Below are 25,505 nucleotides of genomic sequence, written 5' to 3'. Positions count from 1 at the left end.
CGAGCGTTCCACTAGCCGATCGCGAAGGCCACGGCCCGCGGTCCGGCTAGGGGATGTGTAGGGGCTTCCGCGTCCGGCTAGGGGATACGAAGGAAGGGGTTGGGCCGCTGCACCCCCTGTCCTAGGTTCGCCACCAGGACGTTTCGAGGGGGCGGCGATGATTCCAACGCAGAACGGCGAGCGGTCCAGTGGCGTAGGGGGCCAGGGCGACGAGGCGGTCGCGGTCGTGGGAATGGCCTGCCGTTTCCCTCAAGCTCCCGGTATCGACGCGTTCTGGCGGCTGCTCGCCGACGGTGAGAGCGCCATCGTCGCGCGCCCCGCGGACCGTGCCGCCGGCGCTTCTCCGCGCGGCGGGTTCGTCGAGGGTGTAGACCTGTTCGACCACGAGTTCTTCGGCATCTCGCCACGCGAGGCCGCGGCCATGGACCCGCAGCAACGGCTGATGCTCGAGCTGAGCTGGGAGGCGCTGGAAGAGGCCGGGATCGTGCCGGGGACGCTTGTCGACAGCGCCACCGCGGTCTACCTCGGCGCCATCGGCAGCGACTACGCCAGCCTCGTGCACGGCGGCGGCCCGCAGGCCGTCACCCAGCACTCGCTCACCGGCCTGCACCGGAGTCTCATCGCCAACCGCGTCTCCTATGCGCTGGGACTGCGCGGGCCCAGCATGACGGTCGACGCCGGACAGTCGTCCTCGCTGGTCGCGGTGCACATGGGTTGCCGCAGCCTGGTGAGTGGCGAGGCCCGGCTCGCCGTGGTCGGCGGGGTGCAGCTCAACCTCGCCCGTGAAAGCCTGGCCATCGCCGAACGCTTCGGCGGACTGTCCCCCGACGCCCGTTGCTTCACCTTCGACGCGCGGGCCAACGGCTACGTGCGCGGCGAGGGCGGCGGTGTCGTCGTACTCAAACTGCTCGCCGACGCCCTCGCCGACGGAGATCCCGTGCACGGGGTGATCCGCGGCAGCGCCGTCAACAACGACGGCGGGGGAGCGGGCCTCACCGTGCCCAGCCGTGTCGCCCAGGAAGAGGTCATCCGGCTGGCGTACGAGCGCGCCGGCACCCCCGTCGGCGACGTGGACTACGTGGAGCTGCACGGTACCGGCACCAGGGTCGGAGACCCCGTCGAGGCCGCGGCCCTCGGGGCCGTGCTGGGCGCGGGCCGCGACGCCAGCAACCCTCTGCTGGTGGGCTCCGTGAAGACCAACATCGGTCACCTGGAGGCTGCCGCGGGCATCGCCGGACTGCTGAAGACGCTGCTCGCCCTGCGTCACCGCACCCTGCCCGCCAGCCTCAACTTCGAGACGCCTCATCCCGCGATCCCGCTGGACGAGCTGGGACTGCGGGTCAACACCGGGGCGCGGCGCTGGGAGGCCACGGACCGGCCGCTGGTCGCGGGTGTCAGCTCGTTCGGGGTAGGGGGCACCAACTGCCATGTCGTGGTGGCCGAGCCGCACCCCCGGCCGGTCGCCGCCCCGGCGGACTCCGCCCCGCAACCCGGCACCGTTCCCTGGCCGCTCTCCGGCCGGGACGAAGCCGCGCTCCGGGCACAGGCGGCCCGTCTGCGCGACCACCTGGACGAGCGGCCCGAGGTGACCGCGGCGGAGGTCGGATGGTCGCTGGCCACCACCCGCGAGTCGTTCGGCTGCCGGGCTGTTGCCCTCGGCGGCGACCGCGAGGAGTTGCTGCGGGCCCTGGCGGCACTGGCCGACGGGGAACCGGCCGTGAACCTGGTGGACGGCGCCGAGCCCCAGGCGGCGGACCGCGGCGAGGCCGTGTTCATCTTCCCCGGCCAAGGCACCCAGTGGGCCGGGATGGCCGTGGAACTGCTGGACGGCGCACCGCGCTTTGCCGAGCGGATGCGGGCCTGCGACCAGGCGGTGGCGGCACTGGCTGGCTGGTCCGTGATCGATGTGCTGCGCGCTTCGCGGGAGCCCGCAGGCGCGGCCGAGCTGGAACGCATCGAGATTCTGCAGCCGGTGCTGTTCTCGGTGATGGTGTCCCTCGCGGAGTTGTGGCGTTCCTTCGGCGTCGAGCCCGCAGCGGTGGTGGGCAGCTCACAAGGCGAAATCGCGGCGGCGTACGTCGCGGGCGCGCTGACCCTGGAGGATGCGGTGCGCGTGGTCGTGCTGCGCAGCCGCTTGTTCGCGGAGGAACTCGTCGGGCGCGGCGCGGTGGCCTCGGTGGCGCTGCCCGTGGGGGAGGTGCGAGAGCGGCTGGCGGACTTCGGGGGACGGCTCGATGTGGCCGGCGTCAACGGGCCCCGCGCCGTGACGGTGGCCGGCGACACGGCAGCGCTGACAGACTTCGTGGAGGCCTGCGCCGCCGACGACGTGCGCGCGCGGATCGTGCCCTCCACGGTGGCCTCGCACTGCGCGCAGGTGGACCCGCTGCGGGAACGGCTGCTGGAGATGCTGGCGCCGGTCAAGCCCCGGCCGGGCACTCTGCCCGTGTACTCGACGGTGACGGGTGCCGCCGTGGACGGCACGCACCTCGACGCCGGGTACTGGTACCGCAACGCCCGCGAGCCCGTGGATTTCGACGGGGCGCTGCGGGCGCTGCTGGCCGACGGCTACCGGGTGTTCGTCGAGTCCAGCTCCCACCCCGTGCTGGCGCCCGGCGCGCAGGACGTCTGCGAGGACTTCGGCGTGGAGGCCGTCACCCTGGGCACGCTGCGGCGTGGCGAGGGCGGCCCGGCCCGGTTCTTGCGGTCCGCCTCGGAGGCCAATGTCCGCGGGGTGCGCGTCGACTGGGCGGCGGCGTTCGAGGGCTGCGCGGTGAGACGCGTACCGCTGCCCGCGTACGCCTTCCAGCGCAGCCGACACTGGGTTTCCGCGGACGCTGCGGACGCGGCGGCCCCCTGGGCGCCGGACGTGCGGACGGCCACATCGGTCTCCGTCACCGACGGGCCGCGTGAGGAAGCAGGCCCCACGTCGCGCGCGGGCGTCGGTGACGCCGGCAGGACCCCAGCGCCGCTGGCCCGGCTGGCCGGGCTGTCCGACGCCGACGCCGAGCAGGCCGTGCTGAGGATCGTGCGCACCTGCGCGGCGGCCGTATCGGGCCGCAGCGAGGTGGACGCCGCACACACCGGACGCACGTTCAAGGACCTCGGCTTCGACTCGGCGATGTCCGTCGAACTGCGCAACCGGCTGGGCAGGGCCACCGGGGTCACCTGGCCCGGCAGTGTGGTCTTCGACCACCCCACTCCCGCCGCGCTGGCCCGGCACATGAGCCAGGTGCTGTTGCAGGCACGGGACGCGGAAGCCGCGGTAGAACCGGCCCAGGACGCGGAACGTGCGGTCCGGAACACGGCGGAGGCGGACCCGCAGGCCGACGGCGACGCCATCGCCGTCATCGGCATGGCCTGCCGATACCCGGGCGGGGTCGACTCGCCCGAGGCCCTGTGGGACCTGGTGCGCACCGGTACCGACGCGGTCGGAGACTTCCCTGCCGACCGGGGCTGGCGGCTGGAGGAACTGTACGACCCGCATGGCAGCCGTCCCGGCACGACGTACGCCCGGGCCGGCGGGTTCCTCGACCACGCGGGAGAGTTCGACCCCGCGTTCTTCGGTATCTCCCCGCGCGAGGCGCTCGCCATGGATCCGCAGCAGCGGCTGCTGCTGGAGACCGGATGGGAGGCGCTGGAACGGGCCGGACTCGACGCGAACGCGCTGCGCGGCAGCCGTACCGGCGTCTTCGTCGGGGCTATGGCACAGGACTACGGGCCGAGGCTGCACCAGAACGGGAACGGCAAGGGCGTCGAGGGATACGCGCTGACCGGGACCACCACGAGCGTCGCCTCCGGCCGCCTGGCCTACACGTTCGGCTTCGAGGGACCCGCCCTCACCGTGGACACCGCCTGCTCGTCCTCGCTCGTCGCCCTGCACATGGCAAGCCGCTCCCTGAGCTCCGGCGAATGCTCGCTGGCGCTGGCCGGCGGTGTCACCGTCATGCCGACACCGGGCCTCTTCGTGGAGTTCGCCAAACAGCGCGGGCTGTCGCCCGACGGGCGGTGCAAGGCGTTCGCGGCGGCGGCCGACGGCACGGGATGGTCGGAGGGCGCCGGACTGGTGCTTCTCGAACGGCTCTCGGACGCCCGGCGCAACGGGCACCGGGTGCTCGCGGTGCTGCGCGGCTCGGCGGTGAACCAGGACGGCGCCTCCAACGGCCTGTCCGCGCCCAACGGCGTCGCCCAGCAGCGGGTGATCCGCGAGGCCCTCGCCGACGCCGGGCTGACCGCCGCCGACGTGGACGCGGTGGAGGCGCACGGCACGGGCACTCGTCTCGGTGACCCCGTCGAGGCGCAGGCACTGCTGGCCACCTATGGGCAGGAGCGGGAAGGGGACCGGCCTCTGTGGCTCGGTTCGCTGAAGTCCAACATCGGGCACACGCAGGCCGCCGCCGGCATCGGCGGCGTGATCAAGATGGTCATGGCCATGCAGCACGCCACGCTGCCGCGCACCCTGCACGTCGACGCCCCTTCCACCTTCGTGGACTGGACGTCCGGGGCCGTCTCGCTGCTGACCGAACCCCGCGCCTGGCCGGAGTCCGGTCGTCCGCGCCGCGCCGCCGTCTCCTCCTTCGGCATCAGCGGCACCAATGCCCACGTCGTGCTCGAACACGCCGCGGAGCCCGCGCCGCCGACCGGCCCGCACGCCGCCGACGGCCAGGTGCGCCCGCTCGTGGTGTCGGCGCGCGGGGAAACCGCCCTGCGGGCACGCGCCGGACAGCTGCACGCCTTCACCGCCGCCGACCCAGGCCTGGCCCCCGGCCGGCTCGCCCACGCGCTGGCCACCACCCGCACCGCCCTCGACTGCCGCGCCGTCGTGCTCGCGCACGATCGCGACGCGGCGCTGAACGGCCTGGAGGCCCTCGCCGCCGGCAGCCCGTCGGCGAGCGTCGTCACGGGTACGCCGGGCGCGCCCGGCCGGACCGCTTTCGTCTACCCCGGCCAGGGGTCCCAGTGGGCGGGCATGGCAGCCGAACTGCTGGGGACCAGCCCCGTGTTCGCGGAGCGCCTGAACGCCTGTGGCGAGGCACTCTCCCGGTACGCGGACTGGTCGCCCGTCGAGGTGCTGCGGGGAGCTCCGGGCGCACCGCCGATGGACCGGGTGGACGTGGTCCAGCCCCTCCTGTGGGCCGTCATGGTCTCCCTGACCGAGGTATGGCGCTCCGCAGGGGTCTCCCCGGAGGCCGTGATCGGCCACTCCCAGGGCGAGATCGCCGCCGCGACCGTCGCGGGCGTGCTGTCCCTCGACGACGCGGCCCGCGTCGTCGCCCTGCGCAGTCAGGCCCTCACACTGATCGCCGGGACCGGCGGCATGGCCTCCGTGGCCCTCCCGGCCGACGAGGTGCGCGACAGGCTCCTGCCCTGGGAGGGAGCGCTGGACGTGGCCGCGGTCAACGGACCCGTCGGCACCGTCGTCGCCGGCACACCGGAGGCCATCAGGGAGTTCGTCGACGCCTGCACGGCGGACGACGTGCGCGCCCGGGTGATCCCCGTGGACTACGCCTCCCACTCCGGCCAGGTGGAAGCCATACGGGAGCAGGTGCTGGAGCTGCTCGCCCCGGTGACTCCCCGTCAGGCCGACCTCGCGTTCTACTCGACCCTCACCGGCGGGCGGCTCGCCGACACCACCGTCATGGACGCCGCCTACTGGTACCGGAATCTGCGCGAGACCGTCCGCTTCGAGGAGGCGGCGCGCGCGCTGCTCCACGACGGCTACAGCGCCTTCGTGGAGTCCAGTCCCCATCCGGTGCTGGTCCAGAGCCTCCACGAGATGTTCGCGGACGTCAGCTCGCGGAACGGGGCCCAGGAGCCGGTGGAGGGAACCGCCGTCGGTACCCTGCGCCGGGACCAGGGCGGCATGGCCAGGTTCCTGGCCTCCGCTGCCGAACTGTACGTCCGGGGAGGTGATGTGGACTGGGCCGCCCTGACGGCCGCGGGATCGTCCGACACCTGGATCGACCTGCCCACCTACCCCTTCCAGCGCCGGCGCTACTGGCTGGACTCCGACAGCGGCCACGAGGCCGGCCTGGAACCGGCCGGACTGTCAGCGGCGGACCATCCCCTGCTGGGGGCGGCCGTCGACCTGCCGGACGGCACTCTCGTGTTCACCGGACGGCTGGACACCCGCACACACCCCTGGGTCGCGGACCACGCCGTTCTCGGCACCGTGCTGCTGCCGGGCACCGCCCACGCCGAACTCGCCCTGCACGCCGGAGCAGTCGCAGGGTGCGGCGTCCTGGAGGAGCTGGCCCTGCACGCCCCGCTCGTCCTGGACGGGGGTGCCCCCGTCCGCATCCGGATCGTCCTGTCGCCGCCGGCCACGGGCGAGACCACCGGACGCCGTGCCGTCGCCCTGCACGGCCGCCCGGCCGACGCCGCCGACGGCACGCCCTGGACGTGCCACGCCACCGGTACCGTCATCCCGTCGACCGAGGCCGAGACCCCATCGACCCCGGCGGAAACCTGGCCGCCCGCCGACGCGCGGGAGGTCGACCTGACCGGAGCGTACGAGCGGCTGGCAGCCCTTGGATACGGGTACGGGCCCGCGTTCCAGGGACTGCGCGCCCTCTGGCGGGACGGGGACGACCTCTTCGCCGACGTGGCCCTGCCCGGCACGGGCGACGGCCCCGCGGACGCCGCCGGATACGGCATCCACCCGGCGCTGCTCGACGCCGCCCTGCACCCGCTGCTGGTCGCGCCGGACACGGAACCCGGCGCGTCGGACGGCCCCTTGCTGCCGTTCTCCTGGTCGGACCTTCACCTGCACGCCGTCGGCGCCACCCGGCTGCGCGTGCGCATCATCCGGCGCGGTGCCGGTGAGATCGGCCTCATCGCGGTCGACCCGGCCGGGGCCCTGGTGGCCACGGCCGCCTCGCTGAGCCTGCGCGCGGGCAGCGCGGGCGAACTCGCCCCCGTCCGCAACCCGGGCCAGGACATGCTCTTCCGCCTCGACTGGAGCAGCGTGCCGCTCCCGCGGGACGCGGCACCCCTTTCGGCCGCACTCCTCACCCGCGGTGTGCGAGAACCCGCCGCCCCCGGGACACACGGCCTGCCCGCCCATCCGGACCTGGCGACGTTGCGGGCGGCGGTCACCGCCGGCACCCCCGTCCCGGAGGTGCTCCTGGTCTCCTGCACGGCCCCCCACGAGGAAAGCTGCGAGGCCGCCCGGGCCCACCGGGTGGCCGGGGAACTGCTGGGTCTGATCCAGGAGTGGCTCGCCGAGCCCGCGTTCGCCGACAGCCGCCTGGCCGTGCTCACCCGCGGCGCGGTGGCCACCGGTACGGACGACGGCGTCCACGACCTGCCCGGTGCCGCCGCGTGGGGACTGGTACGCAGCGTCCAGTCCGAGCAGCCGGGCCGGATCCTCCTGCTCGACCTGGACCCCGCGCCCGCCCCGCGCCGGGGCCTGGCCCGCGAGCGCAAGGACGCTTCCGCGTCGACGACGCCGGAGGTGCTGCCGACGGCGGCCCTCGCCGCGGCTGTGGCCCTCGGCGAATCCCAGATCGCCCTGCGCGAGGGCACCCTGCTCGCCCCGCGGCTCGTCCCGGCCTCCTCCGGCCCGGGCCTCGTCCCGCCGGCCGGGGACGGCACCTGGCGGCTAGACGTCGCGGCGCCTGGCAGCCTCGACGGGCTCGCCCTGTCCGAAGCCCCGGAGATCCGCCGCCCGCTGGGGGCCGGACAGGTCCGGGTGGCCGTACGAGCGGTCGGAGTCAACTTCCGGGACGCGATGATCGCCCTGGACATGTACCCCGGCGAAGCACACCTGGGCGGGGAGGCCGCCGGCATCGTCGAGGAGGTCGGCCCCGGCGTACCGGGCCTGGTCCCCGGCGATCGGGTGACCGGCCTGTTCACCGAGGGCGTCGGCCCCTACGCGATCGCCGACCACCGGCTCCTCACCCGTTTCCCCGGCGGGTGGACGTTCGCCCGCGCCGCCAGCGTCCCCGCCGTTTTCCTGACCGCCTACTACGGTCTGGTACGACTGGCCGCACTCGGGCGGGGAGACACCCTGCTGCTGCACTCCGCCGCCGGAGGCGTCGGCATGGCCGCACTCCAGCTCGCCCGTTACCGGGGCGCCGAGGTCTTCGCGACGGCCAGCCCCGCCAAGTGGGAAACCCTCAGGATGCTGGGTCTGGACGACGAGCACCTTGCGTCGTCCCGCGACCTCGGCTTCGAGGACGCCGTCCGCCGGGCGACCGGAGGCCGCGGTGTGGACGTGGTCCTCAACTCCTTGGCCGGCAAGTACACAGACGCTTCCCTGCGGCTGCTGGCCGACGGCGGCCGGTTCGTGGAGATGGGCAAGACCGACCTGCGCGACCCCGCACAGCTCGCCGAGACCCGCCCCGGCATCACCTACACGCCGTTCGACCTGCTGGCCCTCAACCCGGACTCCATCCAGGAGATGCTGGCCGAGCTGATGGCACTGTTCGCGACCTGCGCCCTCAAGCCGTTGCCCGTGACGGCGTGGGACCTGCGCCAGGCGCCGCGTGCCCTGCGCCACGTCAGCCGCGCCCGGCACGTCGGCAAGGTGGTGCTCACCCTGCCCGCCGCGCCCGATCCGGACGGCACCGTGCTGATCACCGGCGGCACCGGCGCGCTCGGCTCACTGACGGCCCGCCATCTGGTCACCGAGCACGGAGTGAAGCACCTGCTGCTCGTCGGCCGCCGCGGCGCCGACGCCGAGGGAGCGCAGGAGCTCCACGAGGAGTTGACCGGCCTCGGCGCGACGGTGACCATCGTGGCCTGCGACATCACCGACCGCCAGGCGCTCGCCGCCCTCGTGGCGGGCGTGCCCGCCGAACACCCCCTGACCGCCGTCATCCACGCCGCCGGCGTCCTCGACGACGCCACCGTCGGCAACCTGACCCCCGGCCGGCTGCACCGCGTGATGAGGCCCAAGGTGGACGCCGCCTGGCAGCTGCACCGTCTGACGGAGCACCTCGATCTGCGGGCGTTCGTGCTGTTCTCCTCCGCCGCGGGCATCCTGGGCACTCCGGGCCAGGCCAACTACGCCGCCGGCAATGCGTTCCTCGACGCCCTCGCCGAACACCGCCACGCACGAGGCCTGCCCGCGACCAGCCTGGCCTGGGGCTACTGGGCCCAGGCCGGCGCGATGACGGGTCACCTGACGGCAGCGGACATAGCCAGGCTCGCCCGTTCCGGGAGCCTGCCCCTGGCCACCGACGAGGCACTCACCCTGTTCGACACCGCGCTGAGGGGCGACCGGGCGGCCTACGTCCCCGTGCGCCTCACCCTGTCCGATCCGCATCCGGGCGACGGCCCGTACGCGATACCGCCGATGCTGCGGGGGCTCGTCCGTACTCGCGTACGGCGCCGTGCCGCGACCACGGAACACGCGCCGGAGACGGGTGCCGGCGTCGGTACGTCCGGCCTGGCCGGCCGGCTGGCAGGGCTGACCGCGTCCGAGAGGCACCGCCACCTGCTCGACCTCGTGTGCGGCCACGCCGCCGTGGTGCTCGGGCATTCCGGGGCGCAGGAGGTGGGCGCCGCCCGGACGTTCAAGGACCTGGGCTTCGACTCCCTGGCCGCGGTGGAGCTGCGCAACCGGCTGAGCGCCGCCACGGGCCTGCGACTGCCGGCCACGCTGCTGTTCGAGAATCCGACGCCGACAGCCGTCGCTCGGCGCCTGCTCACCGGACTGCTGCCGGACCCCGGCGACGAGGCTTCCGCTCCGGCCCCGACGGCAGAGCAGTCCGGCCAGGAGGCCGGTCCCGCCGCGGCCGCCGGTCCCGCCGGCCGCGGCGGCCTGGGCGACGCCGCGGTGCCGGCTGTGAGCGAGCCCGCCGCCGCCCCGGTCGCGGCCGCGGCCGTGGGCGAAGGCCACGAGCCCCTCGCCGTCGTCGGCATCGGCTGCCGGTTCCCTCAGGCCGAAGGCCCTGAGCAGTTCTGGCGCTTGCTGCGTGAGGGCACCGACGCCGTCCGGCCCGTACCTGCCGAGCGCTGGGACCCCGCCTACAGTGCCCACGCCCCTGCTGGTCCCGCCGGGTTCGGAGGGACCGTGCCCACCCGAGCCGGGATGCTCGACACACCGGTGGACGAGTTCGACCCGCTGTTCTTCGGCATTTCCCCGCGTGAGGCACAGGAGATGGACCCGCAGCAGCGGATCTTCATGGAGGTCGCCTGGGAGGCGCTGGAGGACGCCGGCCTCGCGAACGAGAAGCTCACGGGCAGCCGTACCGGCGTGTTCGCCAGCGCTGTGTGGCACGACTACGCCGAGCTGGCTCCCGGCGCCCCGTCCCCGCACTCCGCGACCGGCCGTGCGCTCAACATGGTCGCCAACCGCCTGTCCTACGCCCTCGGCCTCCGCGGGCCCAGCATGGTCGTCGACAGCGCCTGCTCCTCCTCTCTCCTGGCCGTCCACCTGGCCTGCCAGAGCCTGTGGTCCGGCGAGTCCGACACCGCCCTCGCCGGCGGAGTGAACCTCATGCTCAATCCCGCGAACATGCTGTCGCTGACCAGCTTCGGCGGGCTCTCGCCGGACGGCCTGTGCAAGGCGTTCGATGCACGGGCCGACGGGTTCGGGCGCGGTGAGGGCTGCGGCGTCGTCGTACTGAAGCCGCTGTCCCGCGCGCTCGCCGCCGGCGACGACGTCTACTGCGTGATCCGGGGCAGCGCCGCCAACAACGACGGCCTCAGCAACGGGCTGACCGCGCCCAGCCCGGAGGCGCAGGAGGAGGTGCTGCGCGAGGCCTACCGCCGTGCCGGCGTGGACCCGCGCGACGTGCACTACGTGGAAGCACACGGCACCGGCACCCACCTGGGCGACCCCATCGAGGCCGTCGCGCTGGGAGCCGTCGTTACCCAGGGCCGCCCGCCCGGGGAACCGCTGCTCATCGGATCGGTCAAGTCCAACATCGGCCACCTGGAGGCAGCGGCCGGCGTCGCCGGCCTCATCAAGGCCGCCTTGTCCCTGCGCCACCGCGCGGTCCCGCCGAGCCTCCACTTCGAGACACCCAATCCCCACATCGCCTTCGACGACCTGGGGCTGTGCGTGGTCGAGCGGCTCGAACCGTGGCCCGCCGACAGGCCTGCCCTGGCCGGCGTCAGCGCGTTCGGCTGGGGCGGTACCAATGTCCACGTGGTTCTGGAGGGTGCACCGGCCGCCCTCCGCCCTGCCGCGGCCCCGCAGCCGGCCGAGGAGACGGACAGCCACCTCTTCCCGCTGTCCGCGAAGACCCCCCGGGCCCTGCGGGAGCTGGCGGGCCGAGTGGCGTCAGCCCTTGAGCCGCGGGACGGCGACGAGCCGGCCCGGCTCCCCGACCTGGTCCGCGAAGCCACCCTGCGCACCGCCCAGCCGTACCGGCTGGCCGCCGTCGTGCGCACCCCGGCAGAACTGCGCGAGGCGCTGGCCGGCCACAGCGCCGCAGACCCCGACGCCGGCCTCCAGGCCTCGGACCAGGCGGTGGACACCCCGCCGAAGATCGCCTTCGTCTTTCCCGGGCAGGGTTCCCAATGGCTCGGCATGGGGCAGGAACTCCTGCTCCGGGAGCCGGTGTTCGCGGAAGCGGTACGAGCCTGCGACGCGGCCGCACGCACCTACGTCGACTGGTCGATCCTCGACGAGCTCACGGCCGGTGAGGAGTCCTCACACCTCGATCGGGTCGACGTGGTCCAGCCCGTGCTCTTCGCCGTCGCGGTAGGCCTCGCCGCCCTGTGGCGCTCGTGGGGCATCGAGCCGGACGCCGTGATCGGACACAGCATGGGCGAGATCGCGGCGTCGTACGTCGCGGGCGCGCTGTCGCTGGACGACGCGGCCAGGGTGATCTGCCTGCGCAGCAAGCTGCTGCGCAGGACCAGCGGCCAGGGGGCGATGCTGGCCGCCGAACTGACCTTCGACGAGGCCCGGCAGGCTGTGGAGGGCCACGAACACCTGGTGTCGATCGCTGTGAACAACAGCCCGAGGTCCGTCGTCCTGTCCGGTGACCGCCCCACTCTGGAGCGTGTCAAGGAGAACCTGGAGGCGACGGACGTCTTCTGCCGCTGGGTGAAGGTGGACGTGGCATCGCACAGCCCGCAGATGGATCCTCTGCGCGAGGATCTGCTCCGGGCACTCGAGGGCATCACCCCGGGGCGCGCGAGCGTGCCCATCTACTCCACCGTCACCGGCGACATCGTCGACGGCACCGGCCTGGAGCCGGCCTACTGGGTGGACAACCTGCGGCGCCCGGTCCTCTTTTCCGACCAGGCCGTCCGCCTGCTCGGCGACGGTGTACGGGCCTTCCTCGAGATGAGTCCGCACCCGGTGCTGCTGCCTGCCCTGGAGCAGGTCGTGGTGCACGTGGGCGCGACAGCGGGCGTCGTCCCGTCGATGCGCCGGCACGAACCCGAACGCACCACCCTGCTCGCTTCGCTGGGCAAGCTGTTCACCCTCGGTGCGTCCATCACCGACAGCGCCGGGCTCACGCTCGGCGAGCGCACCTTCAAGCTGCCCACCTACCCCTGGCAGCGGGAGCGGTACTGGCACCCCGGGACCGTCGGCGCGGTCACCGTGGCGACCACCACGCGGACAGCCCCGGGCGAACACACCCTGCTGGGGGCGCGCCTCGACTCTGCCGTGGAGCCCGGCACGCACTACTGGCAACGGGAGTTCGACGCCGCCACCGTATCCGTCGGTGACCACCGCATCGGACGTGCCGCCGTGGCGCCGGGCGCGGCCTACGTCGACATGGCGCTCTCGGCGGCCCTCGAAGTGGCCGGCACGGGGGAGGCGGCGGCGTTCGCCGTCCGGGACCTGGCGTTCCATGCACCGCTCGTGGTGCCCGACAGCGCGGCCCGGTCCGTGCAGGCCGTTCTGGTCGAGGAGGAGGGCCGTTCCTCGCTGCAGATCTTCGCCCGGAACGACGGAGGGTCCGGGATGGTCCGGGTCGCCGACGCCGTCGTGGTCCCGGCCGACGAGGCGGACCGGCCCGCGGCACCCTGCGATCCAGCGGTCCTCGCAGACCGTATGGGCGAGGCCATCGACGGTGAGGAGTACTACGCGCTGCTGACGGGGCGCGGCGCCTCCTACGGTCCGGCCTATCAGGGAATCGAGCGGATCTGGCGCGGCGAGGAAGGCCTGGGCGAGGCGCTGGCCCGGCTCCGCCTGTCCGATGACATCGTCCGGGGCGCCGGTGCCGGACACGAGGTGCATCCCCGGTTCCTGGACGCGGCTCTGCAGTCGGCGGTGGCCCCGGTGCTCGGCCCCAAGTGGGGCGCGGGGGAGGAGCACCCGCTCCTGAGCACGGGCATACGAGGCGTGGTCGTGCACTCCCGGCCGGGCCCCGACGCCTGGGCGCACGCGGTGGTGCGCGCCTGGGACGAGGAAACGCGGCGCCACGAGGTCGACGTGACCGTGTTCGGACCGGACGGCCGCCTCCTCGTGGAGGTGACCGGCCTGAGCGTGGTCGGACGGGACCGGCTGCCCCTCGGACTGGGGGCCGCCGAGGCCGCTGCCCCGGCCGACGCCCCGGAAGCGGGCGCCGGCCCATCCGTTGAGCACGCCTCCGCGAGCCGGGTCCGGGCCTCCCTGCTGTCCGTGCCCGCCGGCCCGGAGCGTCTCGCGGCCCTTGAGGCGGTGATCCGGGAAAGCGTCTCCCACGTCGTCAGGCTGTCGGTCTCCCGTGTGGACGTCGACGTTCCGCTGCGTTCCATCGGCATCGACTCGGTGATGTCCCTGGAGCTGCGCAACCGCCTGGAGCGCGAGCTGGGCGTACGGCTGTCGGCCACCTTGATCTGGAACTACCCCACCGTGCGCGAGATGGCGCCGTTCCTCGCCCGGAACATGGCGCTTCCCCTCGTCGAGGATCGTGCCGATCCAGGGCCGGAGCCGGAGCCGGAGCCGGGGTCGGATCCGGTGCCGGAGGCGCGCGAGGCGGCCAGCAGCCAGGACGGCGCCTCCGCCGAAGAACTTCTGCAGCGCGAGCTCGACGAGCTCACCCGACGGATGGAGAACCTCTGACATGAGCAGCCCCAGCACACCGGACCCCGCGGCTGCCGCCGGGTCCACGCTGACCAGGGCCCTCGCAGCAGTCCGTGACCTGCGCAGGAAGGTCGACTCGCTGGAGAACGCCAAGCGTGAGGGCATCGCGATCATCGGCATGGGGTGCCGGTTCCCGGGCGGCGCGAACTCCCCCGACGCTCTGTGGCGGCTCCTGGAGAGCGGAACGGACGCCATCACCGAGGTTCCGCCCACCCGTTGGGACCAGGCCGCGTACTACGATCCCGACCCGGACGCCCCCGGGCGGATGTACGCGCGGCACGGGGGCTTCATTGACGGCGTGGACCGCTTCGACCCGTACTTCTTCGGAATATCCCCGCGCGAGGCCGCCCAGATGGACCCGCAGCAGCGGATCTTCCTGGAGGTCGCCTGGGAGGCGTGGGAGGACGCAGGGCTGACGCGTGAGGCCGTCCAGGGCAGCAACACCGGCGTGTTCGTCGGGGCCAACTCCTCCGACTACCTCCAGATGCAGTTCCAGCGGCCCCAGGGGATCGACACGTACACCTCTGCGGGCGGGGCGAACTCCCTGATACCCAACCGTCTGTCGTACCTCTTCGACCTGCGGGGTCCCAGCCTCGTCGTGGACACGGCCTGCTCGTCCTCCCTGGTGGCCCTGCACCTGGCCGCGCAGAGCCTGCGTGGCCAGGAGTGCGAGACCGCCGTGGTCGGCGGGCTGAACCTGGTCCTGTCGCCGATGCCGATGGTGGGCTTCGCCAAGATCGGCGCGCTCGCCCCGGACGGCCGCTGCAAGACCTTCGACTCCCGCGCCGACGGCTACGTGCGCGGCGAAGGCGTCGGGGTCGTTGTCCTCAAGCGGCTGTCCGACGCGCTCGCGGCGGGGGACAGGATCTGGGCCGTCGTCCGAGGCTCCGCCGTCAACCAGGACGGGCTGACCAACGGACTGACCGCCCCCAACGGCGTCTCCCAGCGCGAGGTCATATCCTCTGCTCTGCGCGCCGCCCGCCTTGAGCCCTCCCAGGTCACGCTCCTCGAAGCGCACGGGACGGGAACGGCGCTCGGGGACCCGATCGAGGTCGAGGCGCTCAACGAGGTCTACGGCCGGCCGGGTGCCGGGGGCAGTGGTGAGGGCGTCGAGGGCCAGGACGCCTGCGCCCTCGGTTCCGTGAAGACCAACATCGGTCATCTGGAGGCGGGTTCCGGCATCGCAGGCCTCCTGAAGGCCGCCCTGAGCATCCACCACCGTGCCATCGCGCCCAACCTGCACCTCGAAGCGCTCAACCCGCACATCTCCCTCGACGGCAGCCGGCTGTTCGTCCCGACCGAGCCGCAGCCGTGGAAGGTGTCCGACGACCGGCGGCACGCCGCAGTGAGCGCCTTCGGCGCCGGGGGCACCAACGCGCATGTCGTCCTCGGGCCCGCGCCCGCGGCCGTGGCCGCAGGCCACGATGCAGAGCCCGGCAGCGGAAGCCAAGGCGGTCTGCGCCTGCTGACGATCACCGCGCGCACCGCCGACGCGCTCGCGCCGATGGCCGCCGCCTACCGCGAGCACCTGCGCTCACCGGCGGGGCAGACCGTGCCGTTCCCCGCCCTGGCCCACGCCGCCGCCGTGCGCAGGACGCAGCACCCGCACCGCTGCGTAGTCGTCGCCGACTCCCACGCACAGGCCGCCGACCGGCTCACCGCCTGGCTCGACGGCAATGAGTTCACCGGGGGCGTCATCGGACGCACGACCCGTCCCCTCGGCCGCGGAACCGCCTTCGTCTTCGCCGGGCACGGCTCCCAGCGCCTCGGCATGGGACGTGAGCTGATGCGTGACTGCGCCGTCTTCCGCTCCGCCGCAGAGGAGTGCGACGAGACCTTCCGGCGGCTCCTGGGGCGGTCCGTCATCGATGAGATCCACCGGACCGACACCGACACGCTGACCACGGACCTGGAGATCATCCAACCCGCCCTGTTCACCGTCGCCGTCGCCCTCGCCGCGCGCTGGCGCTCCTTCGGCGTCGAACCGGACGTCGTCGTCGGTCACAGCACCGGTGAGATCGCCGCCGCGCATGTCGCGGGAGCCCTCACGCTGGAGGATGCGGCCCGAGTGATCCACGTGCGCAGCGGACTGCTCGGCCGGCTGCACGGCTCCGGCAGCCTGCTGGTGGTGGGCCTGCCGATGGACGAGGCCGACGCGCTCCTTGACGGCTGTCGCGAACGCGTGGCGGTGGCCGTGTCCAACAGCCCCACCTCGACGGTGCTGTCCGGTGACACCGAGACGCTGGAGACGCTCGCGACGACGCTGCGCGAACGCAATGTCTTCTGCCGGTCGATGAAGAACACCGTGGCCGGGCACGGCCCGCAGGTGGACCGGCTGCGGGAGGACCTGCTGGAGGGGCTGGCCGGACTGGCACCGAAGCCGTCGGCCGTCCCCATCTTCTCCACCGTCGCCGGGAAGCTGACGGACGGGTCGGAGTTCGACGCCGCGTACTGGTACCGCAACCTCCGCGAGCCCGTGCTGTTCTGGCAGGGGATGCAGGACCTCGTGGAGCAGGACAATGGCGTGTTCGTCGAGCTGAGCCCGCACCCGTTGCTGCTGTCCGCTGTCGAGCAGGCCCTGGAGCGGTCGGGACGCGAAGGCCTGGCCCTGCCTTCCATGAGGCGTGCAGAGCCGGAGGCACAAGCCCTGCTGGAGGGCCTCGGCGCCCTCCACGCGAACGGACTCGCCGTACCGCTGGACCATCTGTTCGACGGCCCCGCACCGGCGGTGCCGCTGCCCGCCTACGCCTGGCAGCACGAGAGCTTCTGGTTCCGTACACCCGCTGAACCCGGCACCGAGCCCGGCTCCGCGCGGGCAGCCGAGCCGCGACCGGAGCCCGAGCCGGTACCCGTGTCCGGTCCGGCGGACCGTGCTCCGGAGCCCGTGACCGCGCCCGCCGACGTCTACCGCCTCGTCGTGGGAACCGTCGCCGACGTGCTCGGCTTCCACGTCTCGCGCATCGACCCGCAGACCGGCTTCTTCCAGATGGGCATGGACTCGCTCCTGGCCACCCAGGTCCGCAAACGGCTGGAGAACGCCCTCGGCCTGGCACTGACGACGGCCGTGATGTTCGAGCACCCCACCGTGGAGGGGCTCTCCACCCACCTCACGGCCCTCGTCGGCCCGGACCTGGACGAAACGCCTGCCGCCGAGGTCCCGCCTACCCCGTACGACACCGAAGCCGCCCCGTACGCCGCACCCGCCGACAACGCCCACGACCACGATGTGGAAGGCCTGACCGAGCAGGAGCTCCTGGCCATCCTCGCCGACGAGATCCGCGCTGCAGACCGTGCCGCAGGGAGTTCCGAATGACCGAGACCACCGACCACGACCAGCGTCAGGTCCTCGCGCAGAGCGTTCTTCAGATACGCCGGCTGCGTGCCGAGCTGGAATCGGCCCGGCGCACCGGCAGCGAGCCGATCGCCATCGTGGGCATGGCCTGCCGGATGCCCGGCGGTGTCGAAACCCCCGCTTCCTTCTGGGAGTTCCTGCGACGCGGCGGTGACGGCATCACCGACGTGCCCGCCTCGCGCTGGGACGTGGATCGCTATTACGACGCTACGGGTGAGACCCCCGGAACGTCGTACACCCGCAAGGGCGGGTTCCTGGACGACATCGACGGGTTCGACGCCGCGTTCTTCGGGATCTCCCGCCGCGAGGCGGAGTCACTCGACCCACAGCAGCGGCTCCTCCTCGAGGTCGGCTGGGAGGCCCTGGAGGACGCCGGCATCGCCAACGAGCGGCTCACCGGCACCCGCACCGGAGTCTTCCTCGGCGTCACCAACCACGATTACGCCCAGGTGCAGATCCAGCAGGTCTCCCCGGCCGATCTGGAGGCCTACTACGCCACCAGCAACGCCTCCACTTTCGGCGCCGGACGGCTCTCGTACTGGCTCGGCCTGACCGGCCCCAGCCTGTCCGTGGACACCTCTTGCTCGTCGTCGCTGGTCGGCGTGCACCTCGCCTGCCAGAGCCTGCGGGCCGGGGACTGCACGACGGCGCTGGCCGGCGGCGTCAACGTGCTGCTGTCGCCCGAGTCGTTCGTCGTCCTCGGCAAGACGCACGCGCTGTCCCCCGACGGAGCGTGCAAGACCTTCGACAAGGCAGCGGACGGTTACGCCCGCGGCGAGGGCTGCGGCGTGATCGTGCTCAAGCGCCTCTCCGACGCCCTCGCGGCCGGCGACCGGGTGCTCGCAGTGATCCGCGGCTCCGCCGTCAACCACGACGGGCGCAGCAGCGGGCTCACGGTGCCCAACCCGGCGGCCCAGCAGGACGTCGTCCGCCGGGCACTCTCCGCTGCGGGCCTTCCCCCGTCGCGCGTGGACTACGTCGAGGCGCACGGCACCGGAACTCCCCTCGGCGACCCCATCGAGCTGCGCTCCCTCGCCGCCGTGCTGGGCGAGCGGGACGGCCGCGGGGCGCTGCTGGTCGGCTCCGTCAAGACCAACGTGGGGCACCTGGAGCCGGCAGCGGGCATCGCCGGACTGATCAAAACGGTCCTGGCCATGCGGCAGGGGGAGATCCCGCCCCATCTGCACCTGACCGAGATCAACCCGGAGATCGGCATCGAGGACCTGGAGGTGGCCGTTCCGACGGAGCCCACAGCCTGGCCCGCACACGACGAGCCGCGGCTCGCCGGGGTCAGCTCATTCGGGGCGAGCGGCACCAACGCCCACGTCCTGCTGGAGCAGGCCCCGGACGCCCCTCGGACGCCGTCGGCCGCCTCGGAACGACCCGTTCACCTACTGGCGCTGTCGGCGAAGACCCCTGCCGCGCTCACCGCGCTCGCCGCCCGCTACCTGGACAGGCTTGCCGCAGCCCCGGACGGCGAACTGGCCGACATCTGCTTCAGTGCCGCCACCGGCCGCTTCCACTTCCCCCACCGTCTGGCGGTGACCGGAGCGACTCCCGCCCAGCTGCGCGAACGCATCGCCGAAACCCTCGCGGCAACGGATGGCGCGGTGGCGCCGCCCGGGGTGAACATCGGGCACGCGAGGACCGGAGCCCGCCCGGAGGCGGTGTTCCTGTTCACCGGACAGGGCGCCCAGTACCCCGGGATGGCCCGCGGCCTCTACGCCACCGAACCCGTTTTCCGTGACCGGATCAACGCCTGCGACGAGGTACTGCGCCCGCTGCTGGGCCGCCCCCTCACCGAGATCCTCGATCCCGCACCCGGCGACGAGGGGCTGATCCACGAGACCCGCTACACCCAGCCCGCGCTGTTCGCCGTCGAGTACGCGCTGGCCGAGCTGTGGCGCTCCTGGGGCGTCGAGCCCGCCGCCGTGCTGGGGCACAGCGTGGGCGAGCTGGTGGCCCTGTGCGTGGCCGGCGTGCTTACGCCGGAGGACGGACTGAGGCTCGCCGCCGTGAGGGGCCGGCTCATGCAGGAGCTCGCCGATCCGGCTGCCATGGCCGCCGTCTTCGCTTCCGAGGAACGCGTCGCCGGAGCGTTGGCCGCATGCGGAGGACGGGTGTCGCTCGCTGCCGTGAACGGGCCCGAGAGCGTGGTCGTCTCCGGCGCCCGGGAGGCGGTCGAGGAGCTGGTCGCGGCTCTGGGACGGCAGAGCGTGCGCAACAAGCCGGTGGCCACCACCCGGGCCTTCCACTCCCCGCTGATGGACCCGATGCTCGACGCATTCGAGGAGGAGGCCGCCCGCGTCACGTTCGCGGCACCCCGCATCCCCGTGATCTCCAATGTCACCGGCGCGATCCTGACCGAGCCGGTGACCGCCCGCTACCTGCGCGAGCACGCCCGCCGGACGGTTCGCTTCCACGACGGGATGACGGCCCTGTACGAGCAGGGCCACCGGACGTTCCTCGAGATGGGGCCGGCCCCCACCCTGCTGGGCATGGCGAAGCGGTTCGCCCCGGCCGCCGGGTCCACGTCCGGGGACGAGACACCAGCCGCCCGGTTCCTGCCGTCGCTGAGGCGTGGGCAGGACGACACGGCCGTCCTCCTGGAGAGCCTGGGCGGCCTCTACGCCGAGGGCTTCGCCATCAACTGGCCGGGGTACGAAGAGGGACGCGGACGCCGCCGCGCGGACGTGCCGTTCTACCCCTTCCAGCGCGAGCGCCACTGGTTCCGCCCGAGTGCCCTGCCGCCGGCCGCTCCTGCCGCCCCGCCGGCTCACGGGGCCCGGGCCCTCCCCGCCGACGGAAGTCTGCTGGGCCGTCGGGTCCCCTCACCGCTCGACACCATCCAGTACGCGTCGCTGCTCGACCCCGACCAGCACGGCTGTCTGGGCGACTGTGTGATGGACGGCCTGCCCGTCGTCAACGTCGGCGTCTACCTCGACTCCGTCTTCACGGCCGCCCGGCAGCTGCGAGGCCCCGGCGCCCTGGTGGTCGAGGGGCTGCTCGTCCTCCAGAGCCTCGTCCTGGACCCGGGCGTGCCCCGCCCCGTCCAGCTCGTTCTCGATCCCGACGCGGGAGAGGGCGCGGCCTTCCGCTACTTCGCCGCCGCACCGGGGGGTGACGAGACCGGGGAATGGGTGTTGCACTCCCGTGGCACGGTGCGTCGCGAACCGGCTCTGGCCGCGCCCCGCTCCGCCACCGCACACGAGGAGGAAACCCGCCGCCGGCTCGGCACCGAGCTGTCGGGTCGCGACTTCTACCAGCGGCTGTGGCGGCGCAAGCTCTACCTGGGGCCGGCCGCCCAGTGGATCGACCGGGTGTGGAGCGCCGACGGCGAGGCCGTGGCGCGCATGAGGCTGCCGGAGGCGGGCGAGACCGACCGCTACCTGCTGCACCCCGGCCTGACGGACGCGCTGTTCCAGACGCTGTTCGCCTGCCTGCCCGCCGACAGCCCCGCCGATGCCGTGTACGCCCTGGTCGGCATCGACCGCTTCGTCTTCCACGAGCAGACAGGGCCGGGACCGCTGTACTGCCACGCAACCCTTTCACCCGCCTCTGATCCCTCCGCCATGCTCATCGCCGACGTACGGGTCACGGACGCCGACGGCGGAAGCGTGGTCGAGGCGACCGGGGTCTACGCCAAGCGCGCCGTGCGCTCCACCGTGCTGCGAGACTCCGCGAGGGCGCGCGGGGCGGAGCCCGTCGCCGCTGCACTGCCCGTCGCCGCCGCCCTGCCGGTCGCGGCCCCGTTGCCCGCCGCGACCTCCGGCCTCGATGAGATCGACCGGGCCGGCGCCGTGGAGCGTCCCGCCGCACTCCGCGCCCTGCTGCTGAGGGCCGTGGCCAGGGCTCTGCGCACCGATGCCACCGCGCTCGACCCCTACGAACCGCTGCAGAACCTGGGCCTGGACTCGCTGATGGCCCTCGAACTCAAGGACGCGCTCTCGGCCGAGCTGGGTGTCACCCTTCCGCTGGTGGCCTTCCTCGACGGCAGCAGCATCGCAGGGCTGGGGGAGCACATCCTGCCGATGCTGGACCTGACCGCCCCCGCTCCAGGGGACACGCCGTCGGCGGCCGAGACCGCCCAGGCACCGCTGCCCGAGAAGGAGGAGCCCCTACCGCTCCTCGTGCACGACCCCGTCGGCCGCCATGACCCCTTCGGCCTGACCGACCTCCAGCAGGCATACCTCGTCGGCCGCTCCGACGCCCTGCCGCTCGGCCGTATCTCCACCTACTTCTATCTGGAGGTCGACCTCGTCGGCGTCGACCTGTCGCGCGTCGCCGAAGCGTGGAACACCGTGGTCGCCCGCCACGACATGCTGCGCGCGGTGGTCACCCCCGACGGCCTCCAGCGGGTACTGCCCCACGTGCCGGCGTACGACATACGCAGCGTCGACCTGCGCGGTCGCGGCGAGGAAGCGCGCCGCTCCCATCTCGACGCCGTGCACGAGGAGATGAAGCACCAGGTGCTGGACGCGGCCAGCTGGCCGATGTTCGACATCAGAGCCACCCTGCTCGACGAGCACACCACCCGCTTGCACCTCGGCATGGACGCCCTGGTCATGGACGCGTGGAGCACCGGCGTCGTGTTCGACGAGTGGGCGCGGGCCTACCACGGCGACGGAGCCGAACTGGCCGAACTGCCCGTCACCTTCCGGGACTACGTCCTCGCCAGCCGCGAGCTGGAGGACACCCCCCGGTTCCGCCGAGCGCTCGATTACTGGCGCGACCGCATCAAGACGTTGCCGCCCGCCCCAGAACTGCCGCTCGCGAAGAACCCCGCGTCGCTGGCGCGCCCGGAGTTCACCCACCGTGCGGCACGTCTCGACGCGGAGGCATGGACCCGGTTCAAGGAACGCGCCGCCGCAGCCGGGGTCACCCCCTCGGCCGCCGTGTGCACGGCCTATGCGCAGGTCATCGCGGCATGGAGCAAGTCCAGCCGGTTCACGTTGAACATCCTGTTCTTCAACCGCCAGCCCCTCCATCCGCAGGTCGCCGGAATCGTCGGCAACTTCACCGCCACCACCCTCCTGGAAGTGGACAGCACGGCGACCGACGGCTTCCGCGTCCGGGCCGGAAGACTGCAGAAGCAGCTCTGGAGCGACCTGGAGAACAGTCAGGTCAGCGGTGTGCGGGTGCTCCGCGAGCTGAACCGGTCCCAGCGCAACTCCGCCCCCGCCACCATGCCCATCGTCTTCGCCAGCACCGTCAATTTCGGGGCGAAGGAGAACCCCGGCGCCGCCACCAGCCTGTCCCACCCCATCGTCTCGATGGGGGAGAGCGGCGAAGAGCGGTGGAGCTCGGTGCGCACCCCCCAGGTATGGCTGGACCACCAGGTTCTGGAGGACGCGGGCGGCCTCACCGTCAACTGGGACTCCGTGGACGAACTCTTCCCGCCCGGGATGGCCGACGCCATGTTCACCGCATACGTCGGCGTGCTGAACGAGCTGTGCGACGACGAGAACGCGTGGGGCCGTCCCTCACCCGTCCTCGCCCCCGAGACCGACCTGCGCACGCGGGAGGCGGTCAACGCCACAGCCGCCCCGGTACCCGAAGGCCTGCTCCATGACGGCTTCGTCGCCCGCGCGGGAGAGCAGCCCGATCGGCCGGCGGTCATCGCACCCGGACGCACCCTCACCTACGGTGAACTGGACGGCCTGTCCAACCGGCTCGACCGCTGGCTGCGCGAGCGGGGCGCCGGGTCCGGGACGCTCGTAGCGATCGTGATGGAGAAGGGATGGGAGCAGATCGCGGCCTGCTTCGGCGTCCTCAAGTCCGGTGCCGCTTACGTACCCATCGACGCGGGCGTGCCCGCGGAGCGGCTCCGGCTGCTCCTCGCCGGGGCCGGAGTTTCCCTGGTGCTGACCCAGTCGCGGGTGCACGAGGTGACCGCCTGGCCCGAGGGCATGGCCGTCCTCAGTGTCGACGGGCCCGACGCGGATGCTCACGGAACCGAACCACTTCCCCCGGCGGGCACCACGCCGGACGAACTGGCGTATGTGATCTACACGTCCGGGTCAACGGGTCAGCCCAAGGGCGTGATGATCGAGCATGGCAGCGCCCTGAACACCGTCCGCGACGTCAACGACCGCTTCGGCGTCACTGCCGACGACCGGGTGCTCGCCCTGTCGGCGCTCAACTTCGACCTGTCGGTGTACGACGTGTTCGGGCTCCTCGGCGCGGGCGGCGTGGTCGTCCTGCCCGAGCCCTCTGCCCACCGGGAGCCCGCACGCTGGGCGGAGCTGGTCGCCGAGCACCACGTCACCGTGTGGAACACCGTGCCCACGCTGATGGAGATGTTCACCGAGCACGTGCTCGCGTCCGCCGCCGACGTACCGCTGCGGACCGTCATGATGAGCGGCGACTGGATCCCGGTCACCCTGCCCGACCGGATCCGCCGGATCGCCCCGGACGCCGCGATCTGGAGCCTCGGCGGGGCCACCGAGGCCTCCATCTGGTCGATCCTCTATCCGATCGGCGAGGTCGATCCGGCCTGGCCGAGCATCCCGTACGGCACGCCCATGCTCAACCAGCGCTTCCACGTCCTGAACGAGGCCTTCCAGCCCTGCCCGGCCTGGGTACCGGGCCAGCTGTACATCGCCGGCACCGGGCTCGCCCGCGGCTACCTGGGTGACGATGCGAAGACCCGGGCCGCGTTCGTGCGCCACCCTGCGACCGGAGAGCGGCTGTACCGCACCGGCGACCTCGGACGCTACCTGCCCGACGGCACGATCGAGTTCCTGGGCCGCGAGGACTTCCAGGTCAAGGTCCAGGGCTACCGGATCGAGCTGGGCGAGATCGAGGCCGCTCTGCTGCGGAGGCCCGGCGTCCGGGCTGCTGCCGTCACCGCCCTCGGCGCACGCCACGAGGGCAAGCGCCTGATCGGTTACGCCGTGGCCGACGACGGCCACACGCTGGAAGCCGCCGGCCTGGAGGACGCCCTGCGGCGGGAACTGCCCGACTACCTTGTCCCGCAGCGCATCCTCGTCCTCGACGAGCTGCCGCTCAGTGCCAACGGCAAGGTGGACCGGGCCGCGCTGCCCGCACCCGACGAGGGCCTCACGGACGGGCCCGGAGCGGTGGTGCCGCGCAACGGGACGGAGAGGAGGCTCGCAGCGATCTGGGAGGAGTTCTTCGAGACGCGGCCCATCGGCGTGACCGCGAACTTCTTCGACCTCGGCGGCGACTCCCTGCTCGCCGTGCGCGTGATGGCGCGCATCCATGACGTGTTCGGCCATGCGCTGCCCCTGTCCACGCTCTTCGCCCACCCCACGATCGAGCAGCTCGCGGAAGCCCTGCGTGACGGGGACGCCGACACCCGGCGCTCCGCCCTCGTACCGATCCGGCCCGAAGGCGGCCGACCGCCGCTGTTCTTCGTCCACCCGGTCGGCGGCGACGTCCTGTGCTACGCCGAACTGGCCTCGCTCCTTGACTCCGACCAGCCCTTCTACGGCCTCCAGGTGCCCGACACCGACGATGGTGTGCCGCTGGAGAGCATCCAGGAACTGGCGGTCCATTACGCCCGGTCCGTCACCGGTGCGGCGCCCGAAGGGCCTCTGCGCCTGGGCGGCTGGTCCATGGGCGGTGTCATCGCCCTGGAGCTGGCCCGGCTGCTGACCGAGGCCGGACGGGACGTCGAACTCGTGGCGGTGATCGACCTGCTGGAGCCGCCCGGCCCGCACGACACGCTCGTGGAGGAGTCCGCACTCCTCGCGTGGTTCGCCCGCGACCTGGCAGGCCTCGCCGACCAGGACTGGACACCGGACGGGGACCTGTTCCGCGGCGACGGGGGACGCTCGCCGCTGGAGGCCCTGCACACGGAGGCGGTACGCGCCGGCGTGCTGCCCCCGGACATCGACGTCCGCACCCTCGGCGGGATCGTCAGCCGGTTCTGCGCCAACTCCCGCGCGCTGGTGACGCACGAGCCGCGTCCCTACGAAGGCCGGGTCGTGTTCCTCAGAGCAGCCGACGGCGGCGCCTCCACCGAGACCGCCGGGCAGTGGCTGGCCCTGTGCCCGGGTGCAGGATCAGTGATCCGCGACGTCCCGGGCGACCACTACACCGCGATGCGCCGCCCCCACTTGGCCACCCTGGCCGCCGAACTGCGCACCGCCCTGGAGGAGAAGCCGCCATCCGTCCCCACCCGATGAACCCCGACCACGAAGAACACCC

3 protein-coding genes are annotated in these 25,505 nt (G+C 72.9%); all 3 read left to right on the top strand.

Annotated elements, in window-relative coordinates; all coding sequences use genetic code 11:
- The first annotated feature begins 157 nt into the window (after positions 1 to 157).
- From BX286_RS12725 to BX286_RS12715, 3 genes are read left to right on the top strand one after another with little or no spacing between them, the layout of a single operon-like run.
- The gene (locus BX286_RS12725; protein ID WP_121014995.1) at positions 158 to 13,957 is read left to right on the top strand and encodes a type I polyketide synthase; all 13,800 of its coding nucleotides are present in this window, start codon (positions 158 to 160) and stop codon (positions 13,955 to 13,957) included.
- A gap of 1 nt (position 13,958) precedes the next feature.
- Positions 13,959 to 17,291, top strand: a complete 3,333-nt coding sequence (locus tag BX286_RS12720; protein WP_121014994.1) for a type I polyketide synthase — start codon at positions 13,959 to 13,961, stop codon at positions 17,289 to 17,291.
- Entirely contained in the window at positions 17,288 to 25,483 is an 8,196-nt protein-coding gene (locus BX286_RS12715) for a non-ribosomal peptide synthetase/type I polyketide synthase (protein ID WP_121014993.1), read from the top strand. The genes BX286_RS12720 and BX286_RS12715 overlap by 4 nt, the downstream gene beginning before the upstream one ends.
- Positions 25,484 to 25,505: the final 22 nt, after the last annotated feature.

Origin of the sequence: Streptomyces sp. 3211.6, from assembly GCF_003634815.1 — a bacterium.
GTDB classification, from domain to species: domain Bacteria; phylum Actinomycetota; class Actinomycetes; order Streptomycetales; family Streptomycetaceae; genus Streptomyces; species Streptomyces katrae_A.
This window is presented reverse-complemented; position numbering and strand designations above follow the sequence as displayed.

What these genes read in the sequence shown, in the direction of transcription:
- BX286_RS12725 (WP_121014995.1), top strand. Translation starts at nt 158, where the DNA reads ATGATTCCAACGCAGAACGGCGAGCGGTCCAGTGGCGTAGGGGGCCAG.
- BX286_RS12720 (WP_121014994.1), top strand. Translation starts at nt 13,959, where the DNA reads ATGAGCAGCCCCAGCACACCGGACCCCGCGGCTGCCGCCGGGTCCACG.
- BX286_RS12715 (WP_121014993.1), top strand. Translation starts at nt 17,288, where the DNA reads ATGACCGAGACCACCGACCACGACCAGCGTCAGGTCCTCGCGCAGAGC.